Source organism: Burkholderia stagnalis (assembly GCF_039848545.1).
Classification (GTDB): domain Bacteria; phylum Pseudomonadota; class Gammaproteobacteria; order Burkholderiales; family Burkholderiaceae; genus Burkholderia; species Burkholderia stagnalis.
In genome coordinates, this window is the sequence record NZ_CP156686.1 from 1,814,360 (window position 1) to 1,835,935 (window position 21,576).

A 21,576-nucleotide genomic window follows, 5' to 3' on the forward strand; every position below is an offset into this window, starting at 1 on the left:
ACAATTTTCCTCGATTCGTTCGGCGAAGCGGCGGCGCGACTCACGCGCACGCCGGCGCAGCGAGCGCGGCAACGCGCTCGTGCGCGATCGCGCAATAACTTTCGTTGATCTCGTAGCCGACGAAGTCGCGCCCCTGCCGTGCGCAGGCCACCGCGGTCGTGCCGCTGCCCATGAACGGGTCGAGCACGCGGCCGCCCGGCGGGCAGCTTGCGAGCACCATCCGCTCGATGATTTCCAGCGGCTTCTGGGTCGGATGATCGACGCGCTCCGCGTGCTGCCGGTGCAGGCGCGAGACCGACCAGACGTCCTTCGGGTTGTAGCCCATCTCCAGCCACTTGCTGCCTTCGAACAGCTTGCGCGAGCGGGCCTTCTTCGTATCGGCGTCGTACGGGATGCGGACCGGATCGAGATCGAAGTAATACGCCTTGGACACCGCGAAAAAGCCGATGTTGTCGTGCACCGACGTGAAGCGGCGCGTCGTGCCGCCCATGCTCGGCACGCGCCGGTCCCAGATGATCTCGTTGACCATCGTGAGCTTCGTCTTCAGGAAGCTGAAGATCTCCGGCGCGTACTGCCACGTGCAGAAGATGTACATCGACCCGCTCGGCTTGAGCTTCGGAATCGCGAGCTCGAGCCACTCGCGCGTCCACGCGAGAAACGCGTCGCCCGAGCGCTTGTCCGAGTCGTTGCCGTAGTCCTTGCCGAGGCCGTACGGCGGATCGGCGACGATCAGGTCGATCGACGCGTCCGGCAAACGGGCGGCTTCGGTCATGAAATCGCGGTTGTGCAATTCGATGCCGGCGGGCAGCGCGCGCGCCTCGGCAACGGCGGCTTGCACCGCCTCCGCCTCGCTCGCGGCGCCGCCCGCCGGCTGTTCGATCAGGTCACGCATCGGTCGGGGTCAGAGTGTAATGCCCGATCGCTCGGCGACCGTGTGCATGTCCTTGTCGCCGCGGCCCGACAGGTTGACGAGCAGGATCTTGTCCTTCGGCAGCGTCGGTGCGAGCTTCACGCCATACGCGATCGCGTGGCTCGATTCGAGCGCCGGGATGATCCCTTCGATCCGGCAGCAGTCGTGGAACGCCTTCAGCGCTTCCTCGTCGGTGATGCCGACGTACTGCGCGCGGCCGCTGTCCTTCAGCCATGCGTGCTCGGGGCCGACGCCCGGATAGTCGAGGCCCGCCGACACCGAATGCGTCTCGATGATCTGGCCGTCGTCGTCCTGCAGCAGGTAGGTGCGGTTGCCGTGCAGCACGCCGGGGCTGCCGGCGATCAGCGAGGCCGCGTGATGGCCCGTGTCCAGGCCGTCGCCGGCCGCCTCGACGCCGATCAGCTGCACGGACGCGTCGTCGATGTACGGATAGAAGATGCCCATCGCGTTCGAGCCGCCGCCGACGCAGGCGATCACCGCATCCGGCTGCCGGCCCGCGAGTTCCGGCATCTGCACCTTGCACTCGTCGCCGATCACGCGCTGGAAATCGCGCACCATCATCGGGTACGGGTGCGGGCCCGCCACCGTGCCGATGATGTAGAACGTGTTCTCGATGTTCGTGACCCAGTCGCGCATCGCTTCGTTGAGCGCGTCCTTCAGCGTGCGCGAACCCGATTCGACCGGCACGACCGTCGCGCCGAGCAGCTTCATCCGGTACACGTTCGCGGCCTGGCGGCGCACGTCCTCGGCGCCCATGTAGACGACGCACTCCATCCCGAAGCGCGCGCAGATCGTCGCGGTCGCGACGCCGTGCTGGCCGGCGCCCGTCTCGGCGATCACGCGCTTCTTGCCCATCCGCTTCGCGAGCAGCGCCTGGCCGATCACGTTGTTGATCTTGTGCGCGCCGGTGTGGTTCAGGTCTTCGCGCTTCAGGTAGATCTGCGCGCCGCCGAGCGTGTCGCTCCAGCGCTGCGCGTGGTAGATCGGCGACGGACGGCCGACGAAATGCTTCAGCTCGCGCTCGAATTCGGCGACGAAGTCGGGATCGTTCTGGAATTTCGCATACGCCGCGCGCAGTTCGTCCAGCGCGTGAATCAGCGTCTCGGCGACGAACACGCCGCCATACGGGCCGAAATGGCCGCGATCATCAGGAAGGTTGTACATGGTGTCACTCTCGATCGGTCGGTGCGCGCCCCGCTTGCGGCGCTGCACCGGCTTGCATCACTTGGCGTCCGCTTCGCGCACCGCGCGCACGAACGCCGCCATCCGGGCGTGATCCTTCACGCCCTTCGCGCCCTCCACTTCGATGCCACTGGAGACATCGACCGCGAACGGACGCAACTGGCGAATCGCATCACCGACGTTTTGCGCGTTCAAGCCACCACTCAAAACGGCCCGACGCGCGAGCTCTGCGGGAATAAGTGACCAATCGAAGACCTTGCCGCTGCCGCCGTAGTCCGGCACGAGGGTGTCGAACAGGAGGCCGCGCGCTTTCGAATAATGAAGAGTCGATTCTACCAAATCGGCCGATTGCGTCGAGGGGCCGACGCGCACCGCCCGCAGCCACGGCAGCCGGGCCGCGCGGCCCAGCGCGTCGCATTGTTCAGGCGTTTCGTCGCCGTGGAACTGCAGCAGCGTGAGTGGCACGTCGCGCACCACCGCCTCGATCTCGGCGGCGCTCGCGTTTACGAACAGGCCGACGACCGACACGAACGGCGGCGCGAGGCGCGCCAGCTCGGCCGCCTGCGCGATCGTGACCGCGCGCGGGCTCTTGGGGTAGAACACGAGGCCGATCGCGTCGGCGCCGAGCGCCGCCGCATGCAGCACGTCCTCGGGGCGCGACAAGCCGCACAGCTTGATGCGCGTGCGCGGCGGCACGGCGGCGGGATCGGGTGGGAGCGCGTGGTCGGTCATGGTTGTGGATCCAGATCAGCCCAGACGCCGCTCCACGGCACGCTGCCGAGCTGCGCGGGCGGGACGGCGAATTCCGCAGGATAGCCGACATGGGCAAGATACAGCCCATCGGCCATGAAGGTCGGCGCCGCGCGGTTGCGGTCGCGGCCGGCGAGCACCTCCGCGAGCCACTCGGCCGGATAGCGGCCGCGCCCGACCGCGACGAGGCAGCCCATCAGGTTGCGCACCATGTGGTGCAGGAACGCGTTGGCGCGGAACCGGAAATGAAGGAAGTGGCCCACGCGCCGGATGTCGATCTGGTACAGGTGCTTGACCGGCGTCTTCGACTGGCATTCCGACGAACGGAACGACGAGAAGTCATGCTCGCCGATCAGGCACGCCGCGGCCTCGCGCATCGCGTCGTCATCGAGCGGCGTGTGGATCCAGCCGGCGCGGCTGTCGAGCATCGGCGAACGGACCGGATGCACGTACAGCGCGTAGTAATAGGTACGCTCGAACGCCGAGAAGCGCGCGTGGAACGCGTCCGGCATCGGCTTCGCCCATTGCACCCCGACCGTCGGCGGCAGGAACGCGTTGGTGCCGCGCACCCATGAAAAATCCGCGCGGTCCAGCTCGGTATCGAAGTGCACGACCTGCCCGAGCCCATGCACACCGGTGTCGGTGCGCCCCGCCACCGTCGTATGCAGCGGCGTCTGCGCGAACTCCGCCAGCGCGCGCTCGAGCGCGTCCTGCACGGTCTTGCCGTGCGGCTGCGACTGCCAGCCGCAAAACGCCGCGCCGTCGTATTGGATGCCGAGCGCGATCCGCATCACGCCTCGGCCGCCAGTTTCGCGAGCAGCGCGCGCGCATCGTCGCGCGTCGCCGCGTCGTTCGCGTCGACGACTTCCTGCAGCAGCGTGCGCGCGCCGGCGACGTCGCCCAGTTCGACGTATTCGCTCGCGAGGTCGAGCTTGTTGCGCGCGATGCGCGCCAGCTCGTCGGGTGTGAGCGCCGGCAGCGCCGCGCCGGGCGCGGACGGCAGGTCGAGATCGAAATCGAGCTTCAGCGCGCCGAATTGCGCGCCGCCAAGCGGTGCAAACGCGGGGGCCGACGACGTCGCGCCCGAACGGCCGTGCAGGAACGCGCCGTCATCCCACTCCAGCGCGTCGTCCTGCTCGGCAAGATGTTCCGGGGTCGGATCCGCGGCACCAATTGGCGGGCGCGGGGCGGATTGACCGTTAGTTGCGACTTGCTCATCGGCAGACAGCGCTGCCGTCGTGGCCGTGTCGTGCGCCGCCGGCGTCGATTCGTCGAGCACGCGCGGCGGCAGCGGCATGTCGAGGCTGCCGAGCGCAGTGATCGCGCTCTGCATGATCGCGTGCTGCGTGTCTGCTGCAGCGTGCTGCGTGTCCGCCGCCGACTGTGTCGCGGGCACCCCGTCGACCGGCTCGTCAGCGGTCTTGTCCACATTGGCGGCAGCGTCCGGTGCGTCGTGCACATGCACCGCAGGTTCCGCTTGCTCGGGCTCGACGGACACCGGCGCAACCGGCACGTCGCGATGCACGTGCGCCTCGGCGGCCTCGGTCTCTGCCGCCGCCGCGGTCGCCGCCGCCAGATACACGTCGGCCGCCGCATCGCGCGACACCGGCGTCTCGGGCTGGATCGGCAGTTCCTGTGCCGGGGACGGCGTCACGTCGTCACTGCCGGCAGCGACGGTTGCGGCGCCGGCGGCTGCCTCGTCGCGACGTGCGTTGCGGCGCTTGCGCCACAAGAAACCGGCGACCAGCACCACCGCCGCACCGGCCGCGGAAGCCACGCGCCAGTCGAGCTGCCCTGCCGCTCCCGCCTGCGTCGGCGCCGGCGTCACGGCGGGACGCACGGGCGCCGTCTGCGGCTGCGCCGCACTCGACGCGGCGCCGCTTGCCGCGGCCGCATCGGCATTCGACGCCGCCGCGGATGCGCTTGCGTCGTTCGCGGCCGCACGCGGCGCGGAAGGCGCAGGCGCGTTGCCCGCGCCGGCCGTCGCGCCCGGCTTGCCGATGCCGTGCTTCTGCAGTTCCATCAGCACGCGATTCTTCAGCGCGAGCAACTGCTGCAGGCTGGACGGGCGCGGTTGCGACGCGGCGGCGGCCGGCGCCGCATTCGGAGCGGCATTCGGGCCGGCGGCCATGCTGCCCTGCGCGGACGGCACCGTCGCCTCGCTGGCGGATGACGGCGCGGACTGAATCGCGCCGCTCCACACGTGCGGGCCGCTGCTCGCGCCGGCCGCCGGCGATGCCGGCTGGACAGCCGGTGCGGATGCACCGTGAGCCGCGGATGCACCGACGGCGGCCGACGCGCCTGCCGCCGTCGCCGCATGCGCGTCGCTCGGCTGCACTGCGTGGGCGGCAGACGCTGCGGAGGTCGCCAGCGCCGCCGACGCGGGATGCGCCGCCGAACCGGGGTGCGCGGCCGAAGGCGCGGCGGCCGATGCAGGCGCCGCCCCGGAAGCCACCGCAGCGCCGGATGCGACCGCCGCACCCGTCGCATCGAGCGCCGGCAGCGTCAGCGTCGCGCCGACCTTCAGCCGGCTGGGATCGCGCTTCATGAACGCCTGCGGATTCGCATCGAACAGCGCGCGGCCCGCGCGCGCCAGCACGCCCGGGTCGCTCGACTGCGTGGCCGCCTTGGCAAGATCGTTGAGGGACTGGCCCGGCTGGACCGTCACGGTGAGCGGCGCGGCCGCGCCGGCTTCGGCCGCCGCGGCGTCGCCTGCCGCCCAGGTCGAGGCGGCCGCGCCGAGTGCGAGGACCGCCAGCGCGCCGCACACGGCGCGCGACAAGCGAGATTGACGCGGAAACATGGAAATTCGGGACATCGTTGGCTCTATCGCCACGCTGGCGCGCGGCTCGGATTCGCGTTTGGAAGCGTCAAAAAAGTCGCCGCAGAAATGCAAAAGCGCCGCGCAGAACGCGACGCTTTCCGCTGGTCTGCGCGTCGTAACCGCGTAGTTTACTTCACGCGCCCGGATTCGGGCCGAATTCGTCCCCGGTTGACGCACATCGGGCCGTGCGCCCGCGACGTTTCAGGGAGCCCGACGTACCGACGGCACAATCCGGGCCGCCTTGCCTGCCATGCCATCGTCAGATCCGCCGCGCCCTGAATGACTCACAAACACACGCCCACCAAGTACAACAATTTCGTAGATCAACCTCCCGCCGAGAACGATTCCATCCGCCTTTGCTCCGCAGCGCATCCTCTCCTCGTGCCAAAGGAATCGATGCAAGAAAGCCCCGGCCATGAAACGGTTCGGGGCTTTCACGTTTTTGCGCCGGGCATGTCGCGCGGCCGGCGTCGTATCGCGCGCACCGGGCCTGCCCCAAACCGCCAGCACAAAATCTGTAGTCCGAGAATAAAACACCATCGCCACCATCAATAATTCGCCGCGCTTGCCGTTAATAAAATCACGGCCGAAAATTCAAATAAATCCCGCGCCGCGCAACGAATCACATTCCAATTATTTCCAATCGATCGATCAGAAGGCAATTCCCGCCTCTAATCGGAGAATTGACCATTCATCCTACGAAACACCCCGCCCAGCAAGGCTTACAAGCCCATCATCGCGCCCGGATTCCTTCAAAAAAACGACCTTTCGTTTGCAATTCGCCCACATTATACAAATTTACACAAATCCCCGAACGACCAACATTACGATCTGTTTCAAATAAAAATCAGCGCAATCCGACCATGACCGATCAGTCGGACTGACGCCACGACAAATCAAGGGAGTATTACCGCGCAGTCGCACGACTGCATTTATTTACCAGCTCGTTACGGGGACCGAACATGGGCTATCAGCAAGGCTTGAGCGGTTTGGCCGGGGCGTCGAACAATCTCGACGTGATCGGCAACAACATCGCGAACGCGAACACAGTGGGCTTCAAGCAAAGTCGCGCGCACTTTTCCGACATGTACGCGAACTCGGTCGCGACGTCGGTCAACACCCAGATCGGCATCGGCTCGGGGCTCGCGTCGGTGGATCAGCAGTTCGGCCAGGGCACGATCAACACGACGGGCAACGCGCTCGACGTCGCGATCAACGGCAACGGCTTCTTCCAGATGTCGAACAACGGCGTGGTCACGTATTCGCGCGACGGCACGTTCCATCGCGACAAGAACGGCTTCATCGTCGACTCGCATGGCCGCAACCTGATGGGTTACGGCGCGGCCGCGGGCGGCGTGATCAACACCGCGGCAACCGTGCCGATGCAGGCGCCGACCACCAACCTCGCGCCCACCGCGACGACCAGGATCACCGGCCAGTTCAACCTGAACTCGCAGGACAAGGTGCCGGCCAAGGCGCCGTTCTCCGCGACGGACAGCACGACGTACAACTACTCGACGTCGATCCAGGTGTACGACTCGCTCGGCGGCGCGCAGCAGGTCGACATGTATTTCGTGAAGAGCGCGGCGCCGGCCGGCACGTGGCAGGCGTATGCGGGTGTGAAGGGCCAGACGCCGACCAATCTCGGCACCGTCGCGTTCAACACGTCGGGCCAGATCGCGAGCACGACGCCTGCGGCGCCCGTCACCGGCTCGACCGGCCAGTTCCAGTTCACGATCCCGGCCACCGGCGGCTCCGCGACGCCGCAGCCGCTGACGCTCGATCTGAACGGCACGACCCAGTACGGCGGCAAGAACGGCGTGAACAACCTCGCGCAGGACGGCTTCGCGAGCGGCACGCTGACGACCTTCTCGATCGGCGCCGACGGCAAGCTGTCCGGCAACTACTCGAACGGCCAGAGCGCGGTGCTCGGCCAGATCGCGCTCGCGAACTTCAACAACCCGAACGGCCTCGTGAACATCGGCGGCAACCAGTACGCCGAGAGTTCCGCGTCGGGCGTGCCGCAGATCTCCGCGCCGGGCAGCACGAACCACGGCACGCTGCAGGGCAGTGCGCTGGAGAACTCGAACGTCGACCTGACGACCCAGCTCGTCGCCCTGATCACCGCGCAACGCAATTACCAGGCGAACGCGCAGACGATCAAGACGCAGCAGGCCGTCGACCAGGCGGTGCTGAACATGCGCTGACGCGCCCATGAAAAACGCGCCGCGCCGGACCGTGACATCGTCACGACCGGCGCGGCGCGCTTGCGTGGACCATCCGGCCCACGGGCCGGATGCCCCTGTCGGGCTTACTTGTCGAGCAGGATGCGCAGCATGCGGCGCAGCGGCTCGGCCGCGCCCCACAGCAGCTGGTCGCCGACGGTGAACGCCGACAGGTATTCGCCGCCCATCGCGAGCTTGCGCAGGCGGCCGACCGGCACCGTCAGCGTGCCGGTAATCTTCGCCGGCGACAGGTCGCGCATCGACGCTTCACGCTCGTTCGGCACGACCTTCACCCAGTCGTTCGCCGATGCGAGGATGCCGTTGATCTCGTCGAGCGGCACGTCCTTCTTCAGCTTGATCGTCAGCGCCTGCGAATGGCAGCGCATCGCGCCGATCCGCACGCACAGGCCGTCGACCGGGATCGAGCCCGGCTCGCCCATCGCCGGCTTGCCGAGGATCTTGTTGGTTTCCGCGCCGCCCTTCCACTCTTCCTTCGACATGCCGTTGCCGAGATCCTTGTCGATCCACGGAATCAGCGAGCCCGCGAGCGGCACGCCGAAGTGGCTGGTCGGCATCGCATCGCTGTTCATCGTGGCCAGCACGCGGCGGTCGATGTCGAGGATCGCCGACGCCGGATCGGCGAGCTGCTCCTGCACCGCGCCGTTCAGCGCGCCCATCTGCGACAGCAGCTCGCGCATGTTCTGCGCGCCCGCGCCCGATGCGGCCTGGTAGGTCATCGCCGTCATCCAGTCGACGAGGTTCTCGCGGAACAGGCCGCCGAGCGCCATCAGCATCAGGCTGACCGTGCAGTTGCCGCCGACGAAGTTCTTCGTGCCCTTGACCAGCGCGTCCTTGATCACGTCGAGGTTGACCGGATCGAGGATGATGACCGCGTCATCCTTCATCCGCAGCGACGACGCCGCGTCGATCCAGTAGCCGTTCCAGCCGGCCGCGCGCAGCTTCGGGAACACGTCGTTCGTGTAGTCGCCGCCCTGGCACGTGATGATCACGTCGCACTTCTTCAGCTCGTCGACGTTGGTCGCGTCCTTGAGCGTAGTCTCGTTTTTCGCGAACGACGGCGCCTTGCCGCCCGTGTTGCTGGTGCTGAAAAACACCGGTTCGATCAGGTCGAAATCGCCCTCTTCCTGCATGCGCTGCATCAGGACGCTGCCGACCATGCCGCGCCAACCTACGAGACCTACGTTCATGACTAACCCTTTGAATGGAGCTTCCCCGCCATTTCCGCCCCCGGCGTGACCGCGCGGGGAAAAAGGCGGGCACGACGGACGATCAGCGTTTAATGATCGTTTTCGTGGTAATGGTTTTCGTGATGACGATGGCGCGCGTAACCGCACGGGCAGTGTTGCCGTGGGTTTTCAGGACCGGGGAGATCAGGGAAATCAGCGCCATCGTTCGAGTCTACACAAACCTGTCTGGCCGCACAACGGCCAACCCGGCACGAACGGGCCATTGCTTCGGCCGCGTTCGCACCCTTTACATATTTCTTACAGCGCCGCAACCACCGCGTCGCCCATCGCCGCCGTGCCGACCTGCTTGCAGCCCGGCGTCGCGATATCGCCTGTGCGATAGCCCTGCTCGAGCACCGTCTGCACCGCGCGCTCGATGCGATCGGCCTGCTCGGCACGATTCAGCGAGTAGCGCAGCAGCATCGCGGCCGACAGGATCGTCGCGAGCGGGTTCGCGATGCCCTTGCCCGCGATGTCCGGCGCGGAGCCGTGCGACGGCTCGTACAAGCCCTTGTTGTTCTTGTCGAGCGACGCCGACGGCAGCATGCCGATCGAGCCGGTCAGCATCGACGCCTCGTCCGACAGGATGTCGCCGAACATGTTGCCGGTGACGATCACGTCGAACTGCTTCGGCGCCTTCGCGAGCTGCATTGCCGCGTTGTCGACGTACATGTGCGACAGCTCGACGTCCGCATATTCCTTCGACACGTCGATCATGATGTCGCGCCAGAACTGCGACGTTTCGAGCACGTTCGACTTGTCGACCGACAGCAGCTTCTTCGCGCGCTTGCGCGCCGCCTGGAACGCGACGTGCGCGATGCGGCGCACTTCCGGCTCCGAGTAGCGCATCGTGTCGAACCCCTCGCGCGCGCCGGCGAACGGGCCGTCGGGAGCAGCGCGCACGCCGCGCGGCTGGCCGAAGTAGATGTCGCCGTTCAGCTCGCGCACGATCAGGATGTCGAGGCCCGCGACCAGCTCAGGCTTCAGCGGCGACGCGTCGACGAGCTGCGGATAGCAGATCGCCGGGCGGAAGTTCGCGAACAGCTCGAGGTGCTTGCGCAGGCCGAGGATCGCCTGCTCGGGGCGCAGCGCGCGCTCGAGCGAGTCGTACTTCCAGTCGCCGACCGAGCCGAACAGGATCGCGTCGGCTTCCTTCGCGAGCTTCAGCGTCGCGTCCGGCAGCGGGTGGCCGCTCGCCTCGTAGCCCGCGCCGCCGACCGGCGCTTCCTCGAGGGCGAACGTCTCGTCGAGTGCGTTCAGCACCTTCACCGCTTCCTTGACGATCTCCGGACCGATGCCGTCGCCGGGCAGCACTGCAATCTTCATGCGTTATTCCTGACTGGATGGGTATTGAATGCGGGACGGCGGGCGCGCCGTGCACGCCCGCCGCAAGGACGGTGTCAGCCGACCAGCTTGTTGTTCAGCCACGGCTGCTTCGCGAGCCGCTCGGCCTCGAACTGGCGGATCTTGTCGGCGTGACGCAGCGTCAGGCCGATGTCGTCGAAGCCGTTCAGCAGGCAGTACTTGCGGAACGCGGCGACGTCGAACGCGTACTCGCGGCCGTCCGGCGCGCGCACCACTTGCGCGGCGAGATCGATCGTCAGCTGGTAGCCGTTGAACGCGTACGTCTCGTTGAACAGGTGGTCGACCTGCTGCTCGGTCAGCACGATCGGCAGCAGGCCGTTCTTGAAGCAGTTGTTGAAGAAGATGTCGGCGAAGCTCGGCGCGATGATCGCGCGGAAGCCGTACTGCTGCAGCGCCCACGGCGCGTGCTCGCGCGAGCTGCCGCAGCCGAAGTTCTTGCGCGCCAGCAGCACCGATGCGCCCTGGTAGCGCGGCTGGTTCAGCACGAAGTCCGGGTTCAGCGGACGCTTCGAGTTGTCCTGGCCCGGCTCGCCGTGGTCGAGGTAGCGCCATTCGTCGAATGCGTTCGGGCCGAAGCCGGTGCGCTTGATCGACTTCAGGAACTGCTTCGGGATGATCGCGTCGGTATCGACGTTCTCGCGATCGAGCGGCGCCACGACGCCGGTATGCACAATGAATTTTTCCATGATCCGTCTATCCGATGGGTGGGCCGGCACTCAGCCGGCGCACGTCGACAAGGTTCCGGCGCCGCGCGTCACTCGGCGGCGCGCTTGATCGCATTGCCGGCCGCGTTCACGTCCTGGCCGAAGCCCGCGACGGTGTTGCAGCCCGCGAGGCCGAACAGGAGCCCCGCCAGTGCCAGCATGCCGGCCAGCCGGCCGATGATCGATGCGTTCACGCGTCACCCCAGCTTGCGAATGTCGACGAAATGGCCTTCGATGGCGGCCGCGGCCGCCATCGCCGGGCTGACGAGGTGCGTGCGGCCACCCTGCCCCTGCCGGCCTTCGAAGTTGCGGTTCGACGTCGATGCGCAGCGCTCGCCCGGCTCCAGGCGATCGGCGTTCATCGCGAGGCACATCGAGCAGCCCGGCTCGCGCCATTCGAAGCCCGCTTCCGTGAACACCTTGTCGAGCCCTTCGCGCTCGGCCTGCGCCTTCACGAGGCCCGAGCCCGGCACGACCATCGCGAGGCGGATGTTCGACGCGACGCGGCGGCCGAGCTTCTTCACGACGTACGCGGCCGCGCGAATATCCTCGATGCGCGCGTTCGTGCACGAGCCGATGAAGATCTTGTCGACCGCGATCGCCTCGATCGGCGTGTTCGGCTCGAGCGCCATGTAGGCCAGCGCCCGCTCCATCGCGTCGCGCTTGACGGGATCCTTCTCGCGTTCCGGATCGGGCACGCGGCCGTCGATCGACGTGACCATTTCCGGCGACGTGCCCCACGTGACCTGCGGCACGATCTCGGCCGCGTTCAGCTCGACGACGCTGTCGAACTGCGCGCCGTCGTCCGACTTGAACTGGCGCCAGTATTCGACGGCCTGCTCCCATTCCGCGCCGGTCGGCACGAACGGACGGCCCTTCAGGTAGTCGATCGTCGTATCGTCGACGGCGACCATGCCGGCGCGCGCGCCCGCCTCGATCGCCATGTTGCAGACCGTCATCCGGCCTTCCATCGTCAGCGCGCGGATCGTCGAGCCGCCGAATTCGATTGCGTAGCCCGTGCCGCCCGCGGTGCCGATCCTGCCGATGATCGCGAGCACGATGTCCTTCGCGGTGCAGCCGCGCGGCAGTTGGCCCTCGACCTTCACGAGCATGTTCTTGCTCTTCTTCTGCAGCAGGGTTTGCGTGGCGAGCACGTGCTCGACTTCGGACGTGCCGATGCCGTGCGCGAGCGCGCCGAACGCGCCGTGCGTCGACGTGTGCGAATCGCCGCACACGATCGTCATGCCCGGCAGCGTCGCGCCCTGCTCGGGCCCGATGATGTGCACGATGCCCTGGCGCACGTCGTTCATCTTGAACTGGGTGATGCCGAAGCTGTCGCAGTTCGCGTCGAGCGTGTCGACCTGCAGCTTCGAGACCGGATCGGCGATGCCGTGGCTGCGATCCGTGGTCGGGACGTTGTGGTCCGACACGGCGAGGTTCGCGCTGATGCGCCACACCGGGCGCTGCGCCATCTTCAGCCCTTCGAACGCCTGCGGGCTCGTGACTTCATGCAGCAGCTGACGGTCGATGTAGAGCAATGTCGTGCCGTCTTCCTCGGTGTGGACCACGTGGGAATTCCACAGTTTGTCGTAGAGCGTCTGTGCCATGGGTATGCGGGGTCGTTGTGACTTCAAGGCTTGCGGATGCGGTCGATTATGCCACGCAGATCGCGCTCCGGCGCAGGCAAAGCGCGAAAAAACCCATTAAAAACAGTGGTTTGGCTGGTAGTGGCAATACCTGTATCGGTATTACCCGGCAGGGGGCGGTGGCGAACCGCGGCAGAAGCGGGCAAGACTCGCCGCCCGGTCCGAGACGAGAGACGGGTGCTTCCCGCAAAGGCCTGCACCCCATTATCGAGAAAAGGCAGCGACGGCTCGATATCGCGACTCATCAGCACGGCGTGATCTTGCAGGTCTCATGCAAAGAGCCGAATAGGCGTCACAGATTCCTCGCAATTTTCGATCGACTTGATTTCACGTGCGACGCCGGACCATTTCAACGCGCGGATTTTCACGAGCATCACACTGCGCACCGGAAAGTACCGAAAGGTGAACTTTTTCAATTACGCTGCCCTGAAAGCGACCGATTTTGTTAGCATGCGGACCGCTTGCCGTATCGCGTCCCGGCTGCAAGCGACGTGGGCCGGCACGGTTGCCCTGCTTTAAAGGCGCAGGCCACGGGCGGATCGATATTCGAATCCGTCCATGGAATAGCGCAATAACGTTCAAAATGATAATCAAACCGAGAGAAAGAAAGGCGCCCTGTTTCATCGAATACTTCGCGCCTGATATCCATTCCGCCGAAGTCCGTCATTGCCTTTCAAGGCCGAGAATCGCGTGCCGCGTTCACGCATGACCGCGCGCATCCCGCTTCCACCGTTCCCCGCCATGCTGCCCATCCAGATCATCTGCACCGGCAAGGCGCTGCCGTCGCGGCGCGTCTCGTCCAGCGCGCTTGACGCGTTGCTCAAGCACCCGCCGGGTTTCTCGCGCAAGAAGTCGGGCATCGACGTCCGCTACTACGCCGAAGATGCCGAAACGCAATCCGGGCTTGCCGCGGCCGCGCTGCGCGACGCGCTGCACCGCGGCCAGGTCGCCCCCGCGTCGATCGACCTGCTGCTGTCCGCGTCGGGCGTCGGCGAGCAGGCGCTGCCCAGCACCGCGAGCCGGATTCTCGGGCCGGCCGGGCTGCCGGCCGGCACCGCCGCGTTCGACGTGAACGCGAGCTGCCTGAGCTTCGTCGTCGCGCTGCAGGTCGCGGCGAGCCTGCTCGCGAGCGGCGCGTACCGGCGCATCGCGATCGTCGCGTCGGACCTTGCGTCGCGCGGCATCGACTGGAACGACCCGGAAGCATCGCTGATCTTCGGCGACGGCGCGGCCGCCGCGATCGTCGAGCGCGGCGATGCGGCCACCGGCATCGAGGCATTCCGGATGGAAACCTATCCCGCCGGCAACGCGTTCTGCGAGATTCGGGCGGGCGGCACGCGCCGCAATCCACGCAACGGCGCCGAGCCGGCCGACTACCTGTTCCGGATGGATGGCAAGCGCGTGTTCCGGCTCGCGTCCACGGTAATCGGCGGCTTCCTCGAGCAGCTGTTCGGCGGCAACGCGCGCGCAGCGCGCGACGTCGACGTCGTGATCCCGCATCAGGCGAGCCACCTCGCGATGGAACACATTCGCAAGCGTCTCGGCATGCGCCCCGACTCGCTCGTCGACATCTATGCGCAGCACGGCAACCAGGTCGCGGCGTCGATCCCGACCGCGCTGCACGAAGCGATCGAGCAGGGACGCTTCACGCGCGGCACCCGCGCGCTGCTGATCGGCACCGCGGCCGGACTGACGGTGGGCGGAATGGTGCTCGTCGCATGAAGATCCTCGTCACCGGCGCGACGAGCGGGCTCGGCCGCAACGCCGTCGACGCACTGCTGGCGGACGGCCGCGCCGTGCGGGCAACCGGCCGCAATCTCGAAGCGGGCGACGCGTTGCGCGCGGCCGGCGCGGAGTTCGTGCCGGCGGAACTCGCAACGCTCGACGACGCGCAGGCCGACGCGCTGCTGCGCGACGTCGACGCGGTGTGGCACTGCGCGGCGCTGTCGTCGCCGTGGGGCCGGCTGAACGACTTCGTCGCGTCGAACGTGACCGCGACCCGCCGGCTCGCGCAAGCCGCCGCCGCGCGCGGCGTGCCGCGTTTCGTGCACGTATCGACGCCGTCGATCTACTTCGACTACCGGCATCACCGCGACATCGACGAGTCGTATCGCGCCGCGCGCTTCGTGAATCACTACGCGGCGACCAAGGCGCAGGCCGAAGACGAACTGTGCGCGCTCGCCGGCGCGCATCCCGGCACGACCTTCGTGCTGCTGCGCCCGCGCGGATTGTTCGGCCCGCACGACCGCGTGATCGTGCCACGCATCCTGCAGCTGCTGCACGCGCGACGCGGCGTGCTGCCGCTGCCGCGCGGCGGCGCCGCGCTCGTCGACCTGACCTACGTCGGCAACGTCGTGCATGCGCTGCGGGTCGCGACGCACGCGCAGGTCGCATCGGGCGCCGCGTTCAACATCACGAACTTCGAGCCGTGCACGCTCGCGTCGCTGCTCGCGCGCCTGCTCGGCGACGCGCTGCAGCTGCGCTACCGGATCCGCCCGCTGCCGTATCCGCTCCTGGACGCGCTCGCGCGCGTCTCCGAGCTGGGCGGCCACGTGCGCGGCCGCGAGCCGCTGCTCACGCGCTACGGGATCGGCGCGCTCCATTTCGACATGACGCTCAGCAACGCACGCGCCGCCGCGCTGCTCGGCTACCGGCCGCCGTTCTCGATCGACGACGGCATTCGTCTCACCGCGGACTGGATTCGTACGCATGGCAACCATTACGGCCTTTGAAGCAGGCTACTGCACCCATCCCGGCTGCGTCGCGCTGCGCGGCGCCGGCTTCTCCGCGTGCGCGTTCCCGTCGCGCTGCTACCTGCTGCAGGCGAACGGCCGGCGCTGGCTGTGGGACACCGGCTACGCGTCGCACTTCCTCGACCACACGCGGCGCGGCGTGTTCGCGCTGTACCGCAAGGTGACGCCCGTGCACTTCGACGCCGCCGACGCGATCGCCGCGCAGCTCGCGCGCGAAGGCCTGCGGCCCGCCGATCTCGACGGCATCGTGCTGTCGCACTTCCACGGCGACCACATCGCGGGCCTGCGCGACTTCCCGGGCGTGCCGATGATCTGCTCCGGGGACGGCTGGCGCGCGACGCGCCCGCTGCGCGGCATCGCGGCGCTCAGGCGCGGCTTCGTGCCGGGCCTGATGCCGGACGACTTCGACACGCGCGCGCGCTTCGTCGAAAGCTTCGAGCGCGTCGCGCTGCCCGCGGAACTCGCGCCGTTCGAGCACGCCTACACGCTGCCGAATGCCGGAGGCGACATCCTGCTGGTCGAGTTGCCCGGCCACGCGGCGGGCCATCTCGGCGCGTTCGTCGCGACCGACAGCGGCTGGGTGCTGCTCGCGTCGGATTCGGCATGGTCGCCGCAGGGCTACCGCGAGCCGCGCGGACCGTCGCGGATCGCGCACCTGATCATGGACGATCCGCGCGCCTATTACGCGACGCTCGACCGGCTGCATCGCCTCGACGCCGGCGGCCGCGCGACGATCCTGCTCACGCACGAGGGCGCACTGTGATGCAGCCGCACCGCCTGCTGTGGGCCTACGCCCGCACCCGCACGCGCCGCTTCGCGGACCGCACGGCGCTCGAGCGCCACCAGGCGCGCGGGCTCGACCGCTTCGCACGCACCGTGCTCGCGCGCAGCCCGTGGTTCGCGCCGTACGCGAGCCAGCCGCGCGACGCATGGCCGCTGATGGACAAGGCGGCGATGCTCACGCGTTTCGATACGATGAACACCGCGGGGCTGACGCTCGACGAGGTGCTCGCGTGCGCGCATCGCGCCGAGCAGTCGCGCGACTTCAGCCCGATGCTCGGGCACTACAGCGTCGGCCTGTCGTCGGGCACGTCCGGCAGCCGCGGCGTGTTCGTCGCGAGCCCGGCCGAGCGCGCGACATGGGCCGGCGTGCTGCTCGCGAAGCTGCTGCCGCACGGGCTGCTGCATCGCGAACGGGTCGCGCTGTTCCTGCGCGCGAACAACCGGCTGTACACGGCGGTGCGCACGCCGTGGCTGTCGTTCGCGTTCTACGACCTGTTCGAGCCGTTCGAGTCGCTGGTCGCGCAGCTCGACGCGTACCGGCCGACGATCGTCGTCGCGCCGGCCCAGGTGCTGTGCTCGCTCGCGCTCGCCGTGCGCGAGGGCCGGCTGGCCGTGCGCCCGGCTCGCGTCATCGCGGTCGCCGAAGTGCTGGAACCGCTCGACCGCGTGCTGCTGGCCGAAACGTTCGGGCGCGTCGACGAGGTCTACCAGGCGACCGAGGGCTTCCTGGGCGCGACGTGCACGCACGGCACGCTGCACCTGAACGAGGAATTCCTCCACGTCGAACCGCAGTGGCTCGACGGCACGCGCTTCGTGCCGGTCATCACCGATTTCACGCGTTCCACACAGCCGATCGTCCGCTACCGGCTCGACGACGTGCTCGCGGTGCGCCGCGCGCCCTGCCCGTGCGGCAGCCCGGCGCTCGCGATCGAGCGGATCGAGGGACGCTGCGACGACATGCTGGTGCTGCCCGGCCGCGACGGGGCGCCGTGCACCGTGTTCGCCGACGTGTGCGCGCGGGCGCTCGCGCAGGCGCTGCCGCTGCACGCCGACTACCGGCTGACGCAGACGGCGCCCGCCGCGCTCACGCTCACGCTCGCGGTCGACACGGGCGCGGACGGCGCGGCGTCCGGCATGCTCGCCGCCTGCCGGCAGCATCTCGTCGACGTGTTCGCGCGGCTCGGCGTCGCCACGGACGCGCTCGCATGGACGCTGAGCCCGGCCGTGCCCGCGCGCGACTTCACGCAGAAGCGGCGCCGCATCGTCCGCGCGAAGGAGGCGCGATGATCACGCTGCCGCCGCGACTGCGCGCGATGGCGCTCGGCTGGGGCGCGGTCGGCGTCGCCTATACCCTGTCCGGCGTCCTGCAGGGCCCCGGGACGGTGCTCGCCGAAAGCGCGCTCGACCGGCTCGTCCCGTTCGACCCGCGCGGCGTGTGGCTCTACCTGTCGTTCTTTGCGCTGATCCCGTACGCGTATCTTCGTGCGGACGCCGCGCGCGTGCCGTGGCTGATGCGCGCGATGCAGTTCAGTGCGCTCGCGTCCGGCATCGTCTTCGTGCTGTTCCCGACCACGCTGAATTACCCGCCGGTCGACGGCACGTCACCGAGCGCCGTCACGCTGCGGCTCCTCGCGGCGGGCGATTCCGCGCAGAACTGCCTGCCGTCGCTGCACGCGGCACTGACCTGCCTCGCCGCACGCGCGCTGATCGACCCACGCCGCCCATGGCGCAGCGCGCTCGTCGTGCTGTGGAGCGCGGCGATCACCTGCTCGATCGTACAGACGCGCCGCCACCTGGCGCTCGACATTTCAGCGGGCGTGCTCGTCGCGCTCGTCTGCGGGATGCTCGCCGCAAGGCTGCCCGCGTTCTCCCGGAGGCTGACCTGATGAATGTGTTCGCTTTACCGCTCGCCGTGATGCTGGCGCTCGTCGTCGCCGACGTGGCCGGCCTGCGCTGGCTGCGCGGGCAGCGCGCGCCGTGGCGCGACGTGATCTTCAACCTGAATTCCGGGCACATCGTGCTGTGGCTGTTCCGCGGCGTCGAGGTCGCGGCGTTCGCGTGGCTGTCCGCACACGCGAACCTGCACTGGGTCGACCGGCTCGGCACGCCCGGCGTGTGGATCTTCACGTTCTTCGCGTGGGATTTCTGCTTCTACTGGTTGCACCGGCTGCATCACAAGATCCCGCTGATGTGGGCGGTCCATGTCGTCCACCACGAAGGCGAGCATTTCAACCTGTCGCTCGGCGTGCGCAATTCCTGGTACTCGTCGCTCACGTCGATCCCGTTCTTCGCGGGCCTCGCCGTGCTCGGCGTGCCCGTCGAGGCGTTCGTGCTGGTGGGCGGGTTCCACTATTCGGTGCAGTTCTACAACCATAGCGGCACGATCTACCGGTCCGGCTGGCTCGACCGCTTCTTCGTGACGCCGGCGAACCACCGCGTTCATCATGGCCTGAACCCGGAATACATCGACAAGAACTTCGGCGGCACGCTGCTGATCTGGGACACGCTGTTCGGCACCTACCAGCCCGAGCTGCCGCACGCGCCGATCCGCTACGGCGTGCATGATGCGGTGCGCACCGACAACCCGTTCTGGGCAAACAACATCCCGCTACTGCGCTACCTCGGGCTCGCGACGCCCCGGCTGCCCGCGCGCGATCCGCTGCGGCTCGGCGACGGCTGGATCGCGATGGGCGGGCTCGCGCTGTTCGCGGTCGTCATCTATTACGTGCACCGGCAAGGCACGTTCCCTGCGCCGCAGGAGCCGCTGCTGTTCGGCTGGATCGCCGCGCAGACGATCGCGCTCGGCGCGCTGTCGGACGGACGCGCGTGGGCGCGCGCCGCATGGAGCACCGCGGCGCTCGCTATGCCGCTCTGCTTCGTCGGCGGGTTCGGCTGGCGCGACCCGCTCGGCTGTGCGCTCGTCGCGCTGGTCGGACTGCACGGCGCCGCCTGCCTGTTCGCGCGCGAGCGGCACCGCACGATGCTCGGAGCACGCTGATGGACCCGCGGCCCGCCACCCATGTGTGGCCCGAAGGCACGCCGCCATTCGACGCCGAGCTGCGCGCCGCATCCGCCGCCTACCTGCGCGGGGCGGACGACCACCGCTACGCGGACGCGCGGCAGTGGCTCAAGGGCGCCGCCCTGCTGACCGCCGCGCTTGGCGCAGGCGGTTTCGCGCTGACGGCCGGCGGCCCGGCGCGCTTCGCGCTCGGGTACGTCGCGTTCGTGATGCTGTTCGCCGTGCTCGCCATCAACTTCATGCACGACGCCGCGCACGGCACGCTGATCGGACCGCCTCGCGTATCGCCCACCTCGGGCCGCCGGCTGAACGCGTGGATCGCGCGCGCGGTCACCGTGCCGCTCGGGATCGAGCCGGCGTACTGGCGCGTGCGCCACATCGCATTTCATCACCCGTACGCGAACATCGAGGGCCGCGACCTCGATCTCGAGGAAAACTTCTTCCTGTGCCAGACGCCGTTCCAGACACGTCGCCCGCACCATCGCTACCAGCACCTGTATTGGCCGCTGATCGCGGCACTGTCGATGCCGTACATCGGCTGGATCTACGACTGGTCGGATCGGCTCGGCAAGACGCCCGTCGCGCGGCACCGCCCGCTGCCCGGCATGCGCGGCTGGCTCGTGTTCGTCGGCGCGAAGCTCGCGCACTTCGCGCTGATGCTCGCGCTGCCCGTCTGGGTCCTGCACGGCATGGGGGTGGGATGGGGCAGCGTCGTTGCCGCCTACGTGCTCGCGCAGATGTGCGCGTCGTGCTTCGTCGTCGGGCTGCTGCTCGGCACCCACTGGGCCGACGTCGCGTTCTACCGCGCGCCCGACTGCGAACCGCTGCCGCACGGCTGGCGCGAGCACGGGCTGCATACTGCCGTCGACTGGCTGCCCGAGCCGCGCTGGCTCGCGTTCTGGCTCGGCGGGCTGCACCGTCACGCGACCCATCATCTGTTCCCGACCTGGCACCATCGCCACTGCGATGCACTCGCGGCACTCGCCGCGCCGATCGCCGCACGCCACGGCGTGCCCTATCGGGTGCTCACCTACCGCGAGCTGATCGTCGCGCAGCGGCGGTTCCTGAAGCACATGGGCGGCGCGGACTGAGCCGGATCGCGATGGCAATCGATCGCGAGCTGGGGCACGACGAGGTGATCGATGTCCCGCATGCGAGCGATACGAATCCGGCAAGCTCCCGGCCCGCTCAGCCTCGGCGAACCTCAAATTCAGATCCTGCAAATAGGCCAATCGACCTATATTTTGGTGAATCGCAAACACGCACCGCGCATCCCGTCGCAGTTCTCAGCAATCGAAAACAGGACGGCGTCTTGCTCGGGATGAGTCGACTGACCGACAATGGCGCATCGCGAGCGCCGGAATCCACCGATTCCGGCGCGCCAGGAAACGCATCCATCCCGATGGAACAGATGAGCCACGACGACGAGCAGAACAAGCCCCGACGAAACACGCATGCCGGCCGACGGCCGGACGCGCCTGCGGAACCGCAGCCGGGCGAAGGCCCGCGCACGCTGACCGAGCGCGGGCGCCAGACCGTCGCCCGCATCCTGGCGAGCGCGATCGACATCTTCGTGAAGGAAGGCTACGGCGGCCTGAGCATGCGCAAGGTGGCGACGAGCGCCGGCCTGGCGCTGTCGAACCTGCAGCACTACTTCCCGTCCCGCGAAGACCTGTTTGCGGCCATCATCACGGAAACCATCGCGACGTATTCGCGCTCCTACGACGGCATCCGGACCGACGCGACACTGTCGCCGGAAGCGCGGCTGGAAAAGGTCGTGCGGCTGCTGATCGAGGATGGCAAGCTGCCCCGGACCCAGAGCCTGTTCGTGAACATCCAGGCGCTGGCCCACACGCACGAATTCGCGCGCAAGAGCGTGGAGGACGCTTATCAGTTTCAGCGCCGCGTGATCGGCGCGTTCGTGTCGGACGTGAACCCCGACCTGACGCCGCTCGAACTGTCGCGCAGGGCCGCGCTGATCACCTGCCAGATCGAGGGGCTGTTCGTGCTGATCCCGCAGCGCAACCGGTTTCCGTCGGACATCAAGGGGATCGAGGACGAAGCGGTGAAGGCCATCGTGGCGCTCGTGCGCGCGCCGGGCGAACGCAGCGCGGCAGCGAAGCCGAAGGCGGCCCGATAGCCGGACG

General features: G+C 68.2%; 21 protein-coding genes. 9 read left to right on the plus strand and 12 right to left on the minus strand.

Annotated features, from left to right (window positions below; genetic code table 11):
• Positions 1 to 40: 40 nt before the first annotated feature.
• From ABFO07_RS24785 to ABFO07_RS24805, 5 genes are read right to left on the minus strand one after another with little or no spacing between them, the layout of a single operon-like run.
• A complete protein-coding gene (locus ABFO07_RS24785) occupies positions 41 to 892 on the minus strand; it encodes a DNA-methyltransferase (protein WP_017329989.1) in 852 nt (283 codons plus the stop codon).
• Between the two features lie 9 nt (positions 893 to 901).
• Positions 902 to 2,095 carry a tryptophan synthase subunit beta gene (gene trpB, locus ABFO07_RS24790; protein WP_059884284.1) on the minus strand — a complete coding sequence of 398 codons (1,194 nt, stop codon included), beginning with the start codon at positions 2,093 to 2,095 and terminating at the stop codon, positions 902 to 904.
• 57 nt (positions 2,096 to 2,152) lie between these two features.
• On the minus strand, positions 2,153 to 2,845 hold the full coding sequence (locus ABFO07_RS24795) for a phosphoribosylanthranilate isomerase (protein WP_347468730.1): 693 nt from the start codon (positions 2,843 to 2,845) through the stop codon (positions 2,153 to 2,155).
• Complete coding sequence (gene truA, locus ABFO07_RS24800) at positions 2,842 to 3,654, minus strand: tRNA pseudouridine(38-40) synthase TruA (RefSeq protein WP_059563515.1); 813 nt, start codon at positions 3,652 to 3,654, stop codon at positions 2,842 to 2,844. Before truA ends, ABFO07_RS24795 begins: the two co-directional genes overlap by 4 nt.
• Positions 3,654 to 5,681: a FimV/HubP family polar landmark protein gene (locus ABFO07_RS24805; protein ID WP_347468731.1), complete on the minus strand. Its 2,028-nt coding sequence runs from the start codon at positions 5,679 to 5,681 to the stop codon at positions 3,654 to 3,656. Before ABFO07_RS24805 ends, truA begins: the two co-directional genes overlap by 1 nt.
• Positions 5,682 to 6,649: 968 nt before the next feature.
• Here ABFO07_RS24805 and flgE point away from each other — a divergent pair.
• Complete coding sequence (gene flgE, locus ABFO07_RS24810; protein ID WP_059884287.1) at positions 6,650 to 7,894, plus strand: flagellar hook protein FlgE; 1,245 nt, start codon at positions 6,650 to 6,652, stop codon at positions 7,892 to 7,894.
• Between the two features lie 104 nt (positions 7,895 to 7,998).
• On the opposite strand, the gene asd is transcribed toward flgE, so the two are convergent.
• The 7 genes from asd to ABFO07_RS24845 form a co-directional block, all read right to left on the minus strand.
• Positions 7,999 to 9,120, minus strand: a complete 1,122-nt coding sequence (asd, locus tag ABFO07_RS24815) for an aspartate-semialdehyde dehydrogenase (protein WP_059566036.1) — start codon at positions 9,118 to 9,120, stop codon at positions 7,999 to 8,001.
• Positions 9,121 to 9,202: 82 nt separating this feature from the next.
• Complete coding sequence (locus ABFO07_RS24820; protein WP_017329997.1) at positions 9,203 to 9,322, minus strand: hypothetical protein; 120 nt, start codon at positions 9,320 to 9,322, stop codon at positions 9,203 to 9,205.
• 95 nt (positions 9,323 to 9,417) lie between these two features.
• On the minus strand, positions 9,418 to 10,485 hold the full coding sequence (leuB, locus tag ABFO07_RS24825; RefSeq protein ID WP_059884289.1) for a 3-isopropylmalate dehydrogenase: 1,068 nt from the start codon (positions 10,483 to 10,485) through the stop codon (positions 9,418 to 9,420).
• A 74-nt stretch (positions 10,486 to 10,559) separates the two neighbouring features.
• Complete coding sequence (gene leuD, locus ABFO07_RS24830) at positions 10,560 to 11,210, minus strand: 3-isopropylmalate dehydratase small subunit (protein WP_059963323.1); 651 nt, start codon at positions 11,208 to 11,210, stop codon at positions 10,560 to 10,562.
• A 68-nt stretch (positions 11,211 to 11,278) separates the two neighbouring features.
• Positions 11,279 to 11,389, minus strand: a complete 111-nt coding sequence (locus ABFO07_RS24835; protein ID WP_059566047.1) for an entericidin A/B family lipoprotein — start codon at positions 11,387 to 11,389, stop codon at positions 11,279 to 11,281.
• Between the two features lie 36 nt (positions 11,390 to 11,425).
• On the minus strand, positions 11,426 to 12,835 hold the full coding sequence (leuC, locus tag ABFO07_RS24840) for a 3-isopropylmalate dehydratase large subunit (protein WP_059808516.1): 1,410 nt from the start codon (positions 12,833 to 12,835) through the stop codon (positions 11,426 to 11,428).
• Positions 12,836 to 13,201: 366 nt separating this feature from the next.
• Complete coding sequence (locus ABFO07_RS24845; protein ID WP_124490215.1) at positions 13,202 to 13,498, minus strand: hypothetical protein; 297 nt, start codon at positions 13,496 to 13,498, stop codon at positions 13,202 to 13,204.
• 117 nt (positions 13,499 to 13,615) lie between these two features.
• Between ABFO07_RS24845 and ABFO07_RS24850 the strand changes: the two genes are divergently transcribed.
• Genes ABFO07_RS24850 through ABFO07_RS24885 form a run of 8 tightly spaced genes read left to right on the plus strand, consistent with a single transcriptional unit; the run spans position 13,616 to position 21,569 of the window.
• Positions 13,616 to 14,596: a 3-oxoacyl-[acyl-carrier-protein] synthase III C-terminal domain-containing protein gene (locus ABFO07_RS24850; protein ID WP_196483095.1), complete on the plus strand. Its 981-nt coding sequence runs from the start codon at positions 13,616 to 13,618 to the stop codon at positions 14,594 to 14,596.
• Entirely contained in the window at positions 14,593 to 15,606 is a 1,014-nt protein-coding gene (locus ABFO07_RS24855; RefSeq protein ID WP_347468732.1) for an NAD-dependent epimerase/dehydratase family protein, read from the plus strand. The genes ABFO07_RS24850 and ABFO07_RS24855 overlap by 4 nt, the downstream gene beginning before the upstream one ends.
• Positions 15,584 to 16,390 carry an MBL fold metallo-hydrolase gene (locus ABFO07_RS24860; RefSeq protein WP_347468734.1) on the plus strand — a complete coding sequence of 269 codons (807 nt, stop codon included), beginning with the start codon at positions 15,584 to 15,586 and terminating at the stop codon, positions 16,388 to 16,390. Before ABFO07_RS24855 ends, ABFO07_RS24860 begins: the two co-directional genes overlap by 23 nt.
• Entirely contained in the window at positions 16,390 to 17,697 is a 1,308-nt protein-coding gene (locus ABFO07_RS24865) for a F390 synthetase-related protein (protein WP_347468735.1), read from the plus strand. Before ABFO07_RS24860 ends, ABFO07_RS24865 begins: the two co-directional genes overlap by 1 nt.
• Positions 17,694 to 18,296, plus strand: coding sequence for a phosphatase PAP2 family protein (locus tag ABFO07_RS24870; protein ID WP_059963315.1), 603 nt, complete (start codon positions 17,694 to 17,696; stop codon positions 18,294 to 18,296). The genes ABFO07_RS24865 and ABFO07_RS24870 overlap by 4 nt, the downstream gene beginning before the upstream one ends.
• Entirely contained in the window at positions 18,296 to 19,408 is a 1,113-nt protein-coding gene (locus ABFO07_RS24875; protein WP_347468736.1) for a sterol desaturase family protein, read from the plus strand. Before ABFO07_RS24870 ends, ABFO07_RS24875 begins: the two co-directional genes overlap by 1 nt.
• Positions 19,408 to 20,520, plus strand: a complete 1,113-nt coding sequence (locus ABFO07_RS24880; protein ID WP_347468737.1) for a fatty acid desaturase family protein — start codon at positions 19,408 to 19,410, stop codon at positions 20,518 to 20,520. The genes ABFO07_RS24875 and ABFO07_RS24880 overlap by 1 nt, the downstream gene beginning before the upstream one ends.
• An 11-nt stretch (positions 20,521 to 20,531) precedes the next feature.
• Complete coding sequence (locus ABFO07_RS24885; protein ID WP_347468738.1) at positions 20,532 to 21,569, plus strand: TetR/AcrR family transcriptional regulator; 1,038 nt, start codon at positions 20,532 to 20,534, stop codon at positions 21,567 to 21,569.
• Positions 21,570 to 21,576 lie beyond the last annotated feature (7 nt).

What these genes read in the sequence shown, in the direction of transcription:
- ABFO07_RS24785 (WP_017329989.1), bottom strand. Translation starts at nt 892, where the DNA reads ATGCGTGACCTGATCGAACAGCCGGCGGGCGGCGCCGCGAGCGAGGCG.
- trpB (WP_059884284.1), bottom strand. Translation starts at nt 2,095, where the DNA reads ATGTACAACCTTCCTGATGATCGCGGCCATTTCGGCCCGTATGGCGGC.
- ABFO07_RS24795 (WP_347468730.1), bottom strand. Translation starts at nt 2,845, where the DNA reads ATGACCGACCACGCGCTCCCACCCGATCCCGCCGCCGTGCCGCCGCGC.
- truA (WP_059563515.1), bottom strand. Translation starts at nt 3,654, where the DNA reads ATGCGGATCGCGCTCGGCATCCAATACGACGGCGCGGCGTTTTGCGGC.
- ABFO07_RS24805 (WP_347468731.1), bottom strand. Translation starts at nt 5,681, where the DNA reads ATGTCCCGAATTTCCATGTTTCCGCGTCAATCTCGCTTGTCGCGCGCC.
- flgE (WP_059884287.1), top strand. Translation starts at nt 6,650, where the DNA reads ATGGGCTATCAGCAAGGCTTGAGCGGTTTGGCCGGGGCGTCGAACAAT.
- asd (WP_059566036.1), bottom strand. Translation starts at nt 9,120, where the DNA reads ATGAACGTAGGTCTCGTAGGTTGGCGCGGCATGGTCGGCAGCGTCCTG.
- ABFO07_RS24820 (WP_017329997.1), bottom strand. Translation starts at nt 9,322, where the DNA reads ATGGCGCTGATTTCCCTGATCTCCCCGGTCCTGAAAACCCACGGCAAC.
- leuB (WP_059884289.1), bottom strand. Translation starts at nt 10,485, where the DNA reads ATGAAGATTGCAGTGCTGCCCGGCGACGGCATCGGTCCGGAGATCGTC.
- leuD (WP_059963323.1), bottom strand. Translation starts at nt 11,210, where the DNA reads ATGGAAAAATTCATTGTGCATACCGGCGTCGTGGCGCCGCTCGATCGC.
- ABFO07_RS24835 (WP_059566047.1), bottom strand. Translation starts at nt 11,389, where the DNA reads ATGCTGGCACTGGCGGGGCTCCTGTTCGGCCTCGCGGGCTGCAACACC.
- leuC (WP_059808516.1), bottom strand. Translation starts at nt 12,835, where the DNA reads ATGGCACAGACGCTCTACGACAAACTGTGGAATTCCCACGTGGTCCAC.
- ABFO07_RS24845 (WP_124490215.1), bottom strand. Translation starts at nt 13,498, where the DNA reads ATGAAACAGGGCGCCTTTCTTTCTCTCGGTTTGATTATCATTTTGAAC.
- ABFO07_RS24850 (WP_196483095.1), top strand. Translation starts at nt 13,616, where the DNA reads ATGCTGCCCATCCAGATCATCTGCACCGGCAAGGCGCTGCCGTCGCGG.
- ABFO07_RS24855 (WP_347468732.1), top strand. Translation starts at nt 14,593, where the DNA reads ATGAAGATCCTCGTCACCGGCGCGACGAGCGGGCTCGGCCGCAACGCC.
- ABFO07_RS24860 (WP_347468734.1), top strand. Translation starts at nt 15,584, where the DNA reads ATGGCAACCATTACGGCCTTTGAAGCAGGCTACTGCACCCATCCCGGC.
- ABFO07_RS24865 (WP_347468735.1), top strand. Translation starts at nt 16,390, where the DNA reads ATGCAGCCGCACCGCCTGCTGTGGGCCTACGCCCGCACCCGCACGCGC.
- ABFO07_RS24870 (WP_059963315.1), top strand. Translation starts at nt 17,694, where the DNA reads ATGATCACGCTGCCGCCGCGACTGCGCGCGATGGCGCTCGGCTGGGGC.
- ABFO07_RS24875 (WP_347468736.1), top strand. Translation starts at nt 18,296, where the DNA reads ATGAATGTGTTCGCTTTACCGCTCGCCGTGATGCTGGCGCTCGTCGTC.
- ABFO07_RS24880 (WP_347468737.1), top strand. Translation starts at nt 19,408, where the DNA reads ATGGACCCGCGGCCCGCCACCCATGTGTGGCCCGAAGGCACGCCGCCA.
- ABFO07_RS24885 (WP_347468738.1), top strand. Translation starts at nt 20,532, where the DNA reads ATGGCAATCGATCGCGAGCTGGGGCACGACGAGGTGATCGATGTCCCG.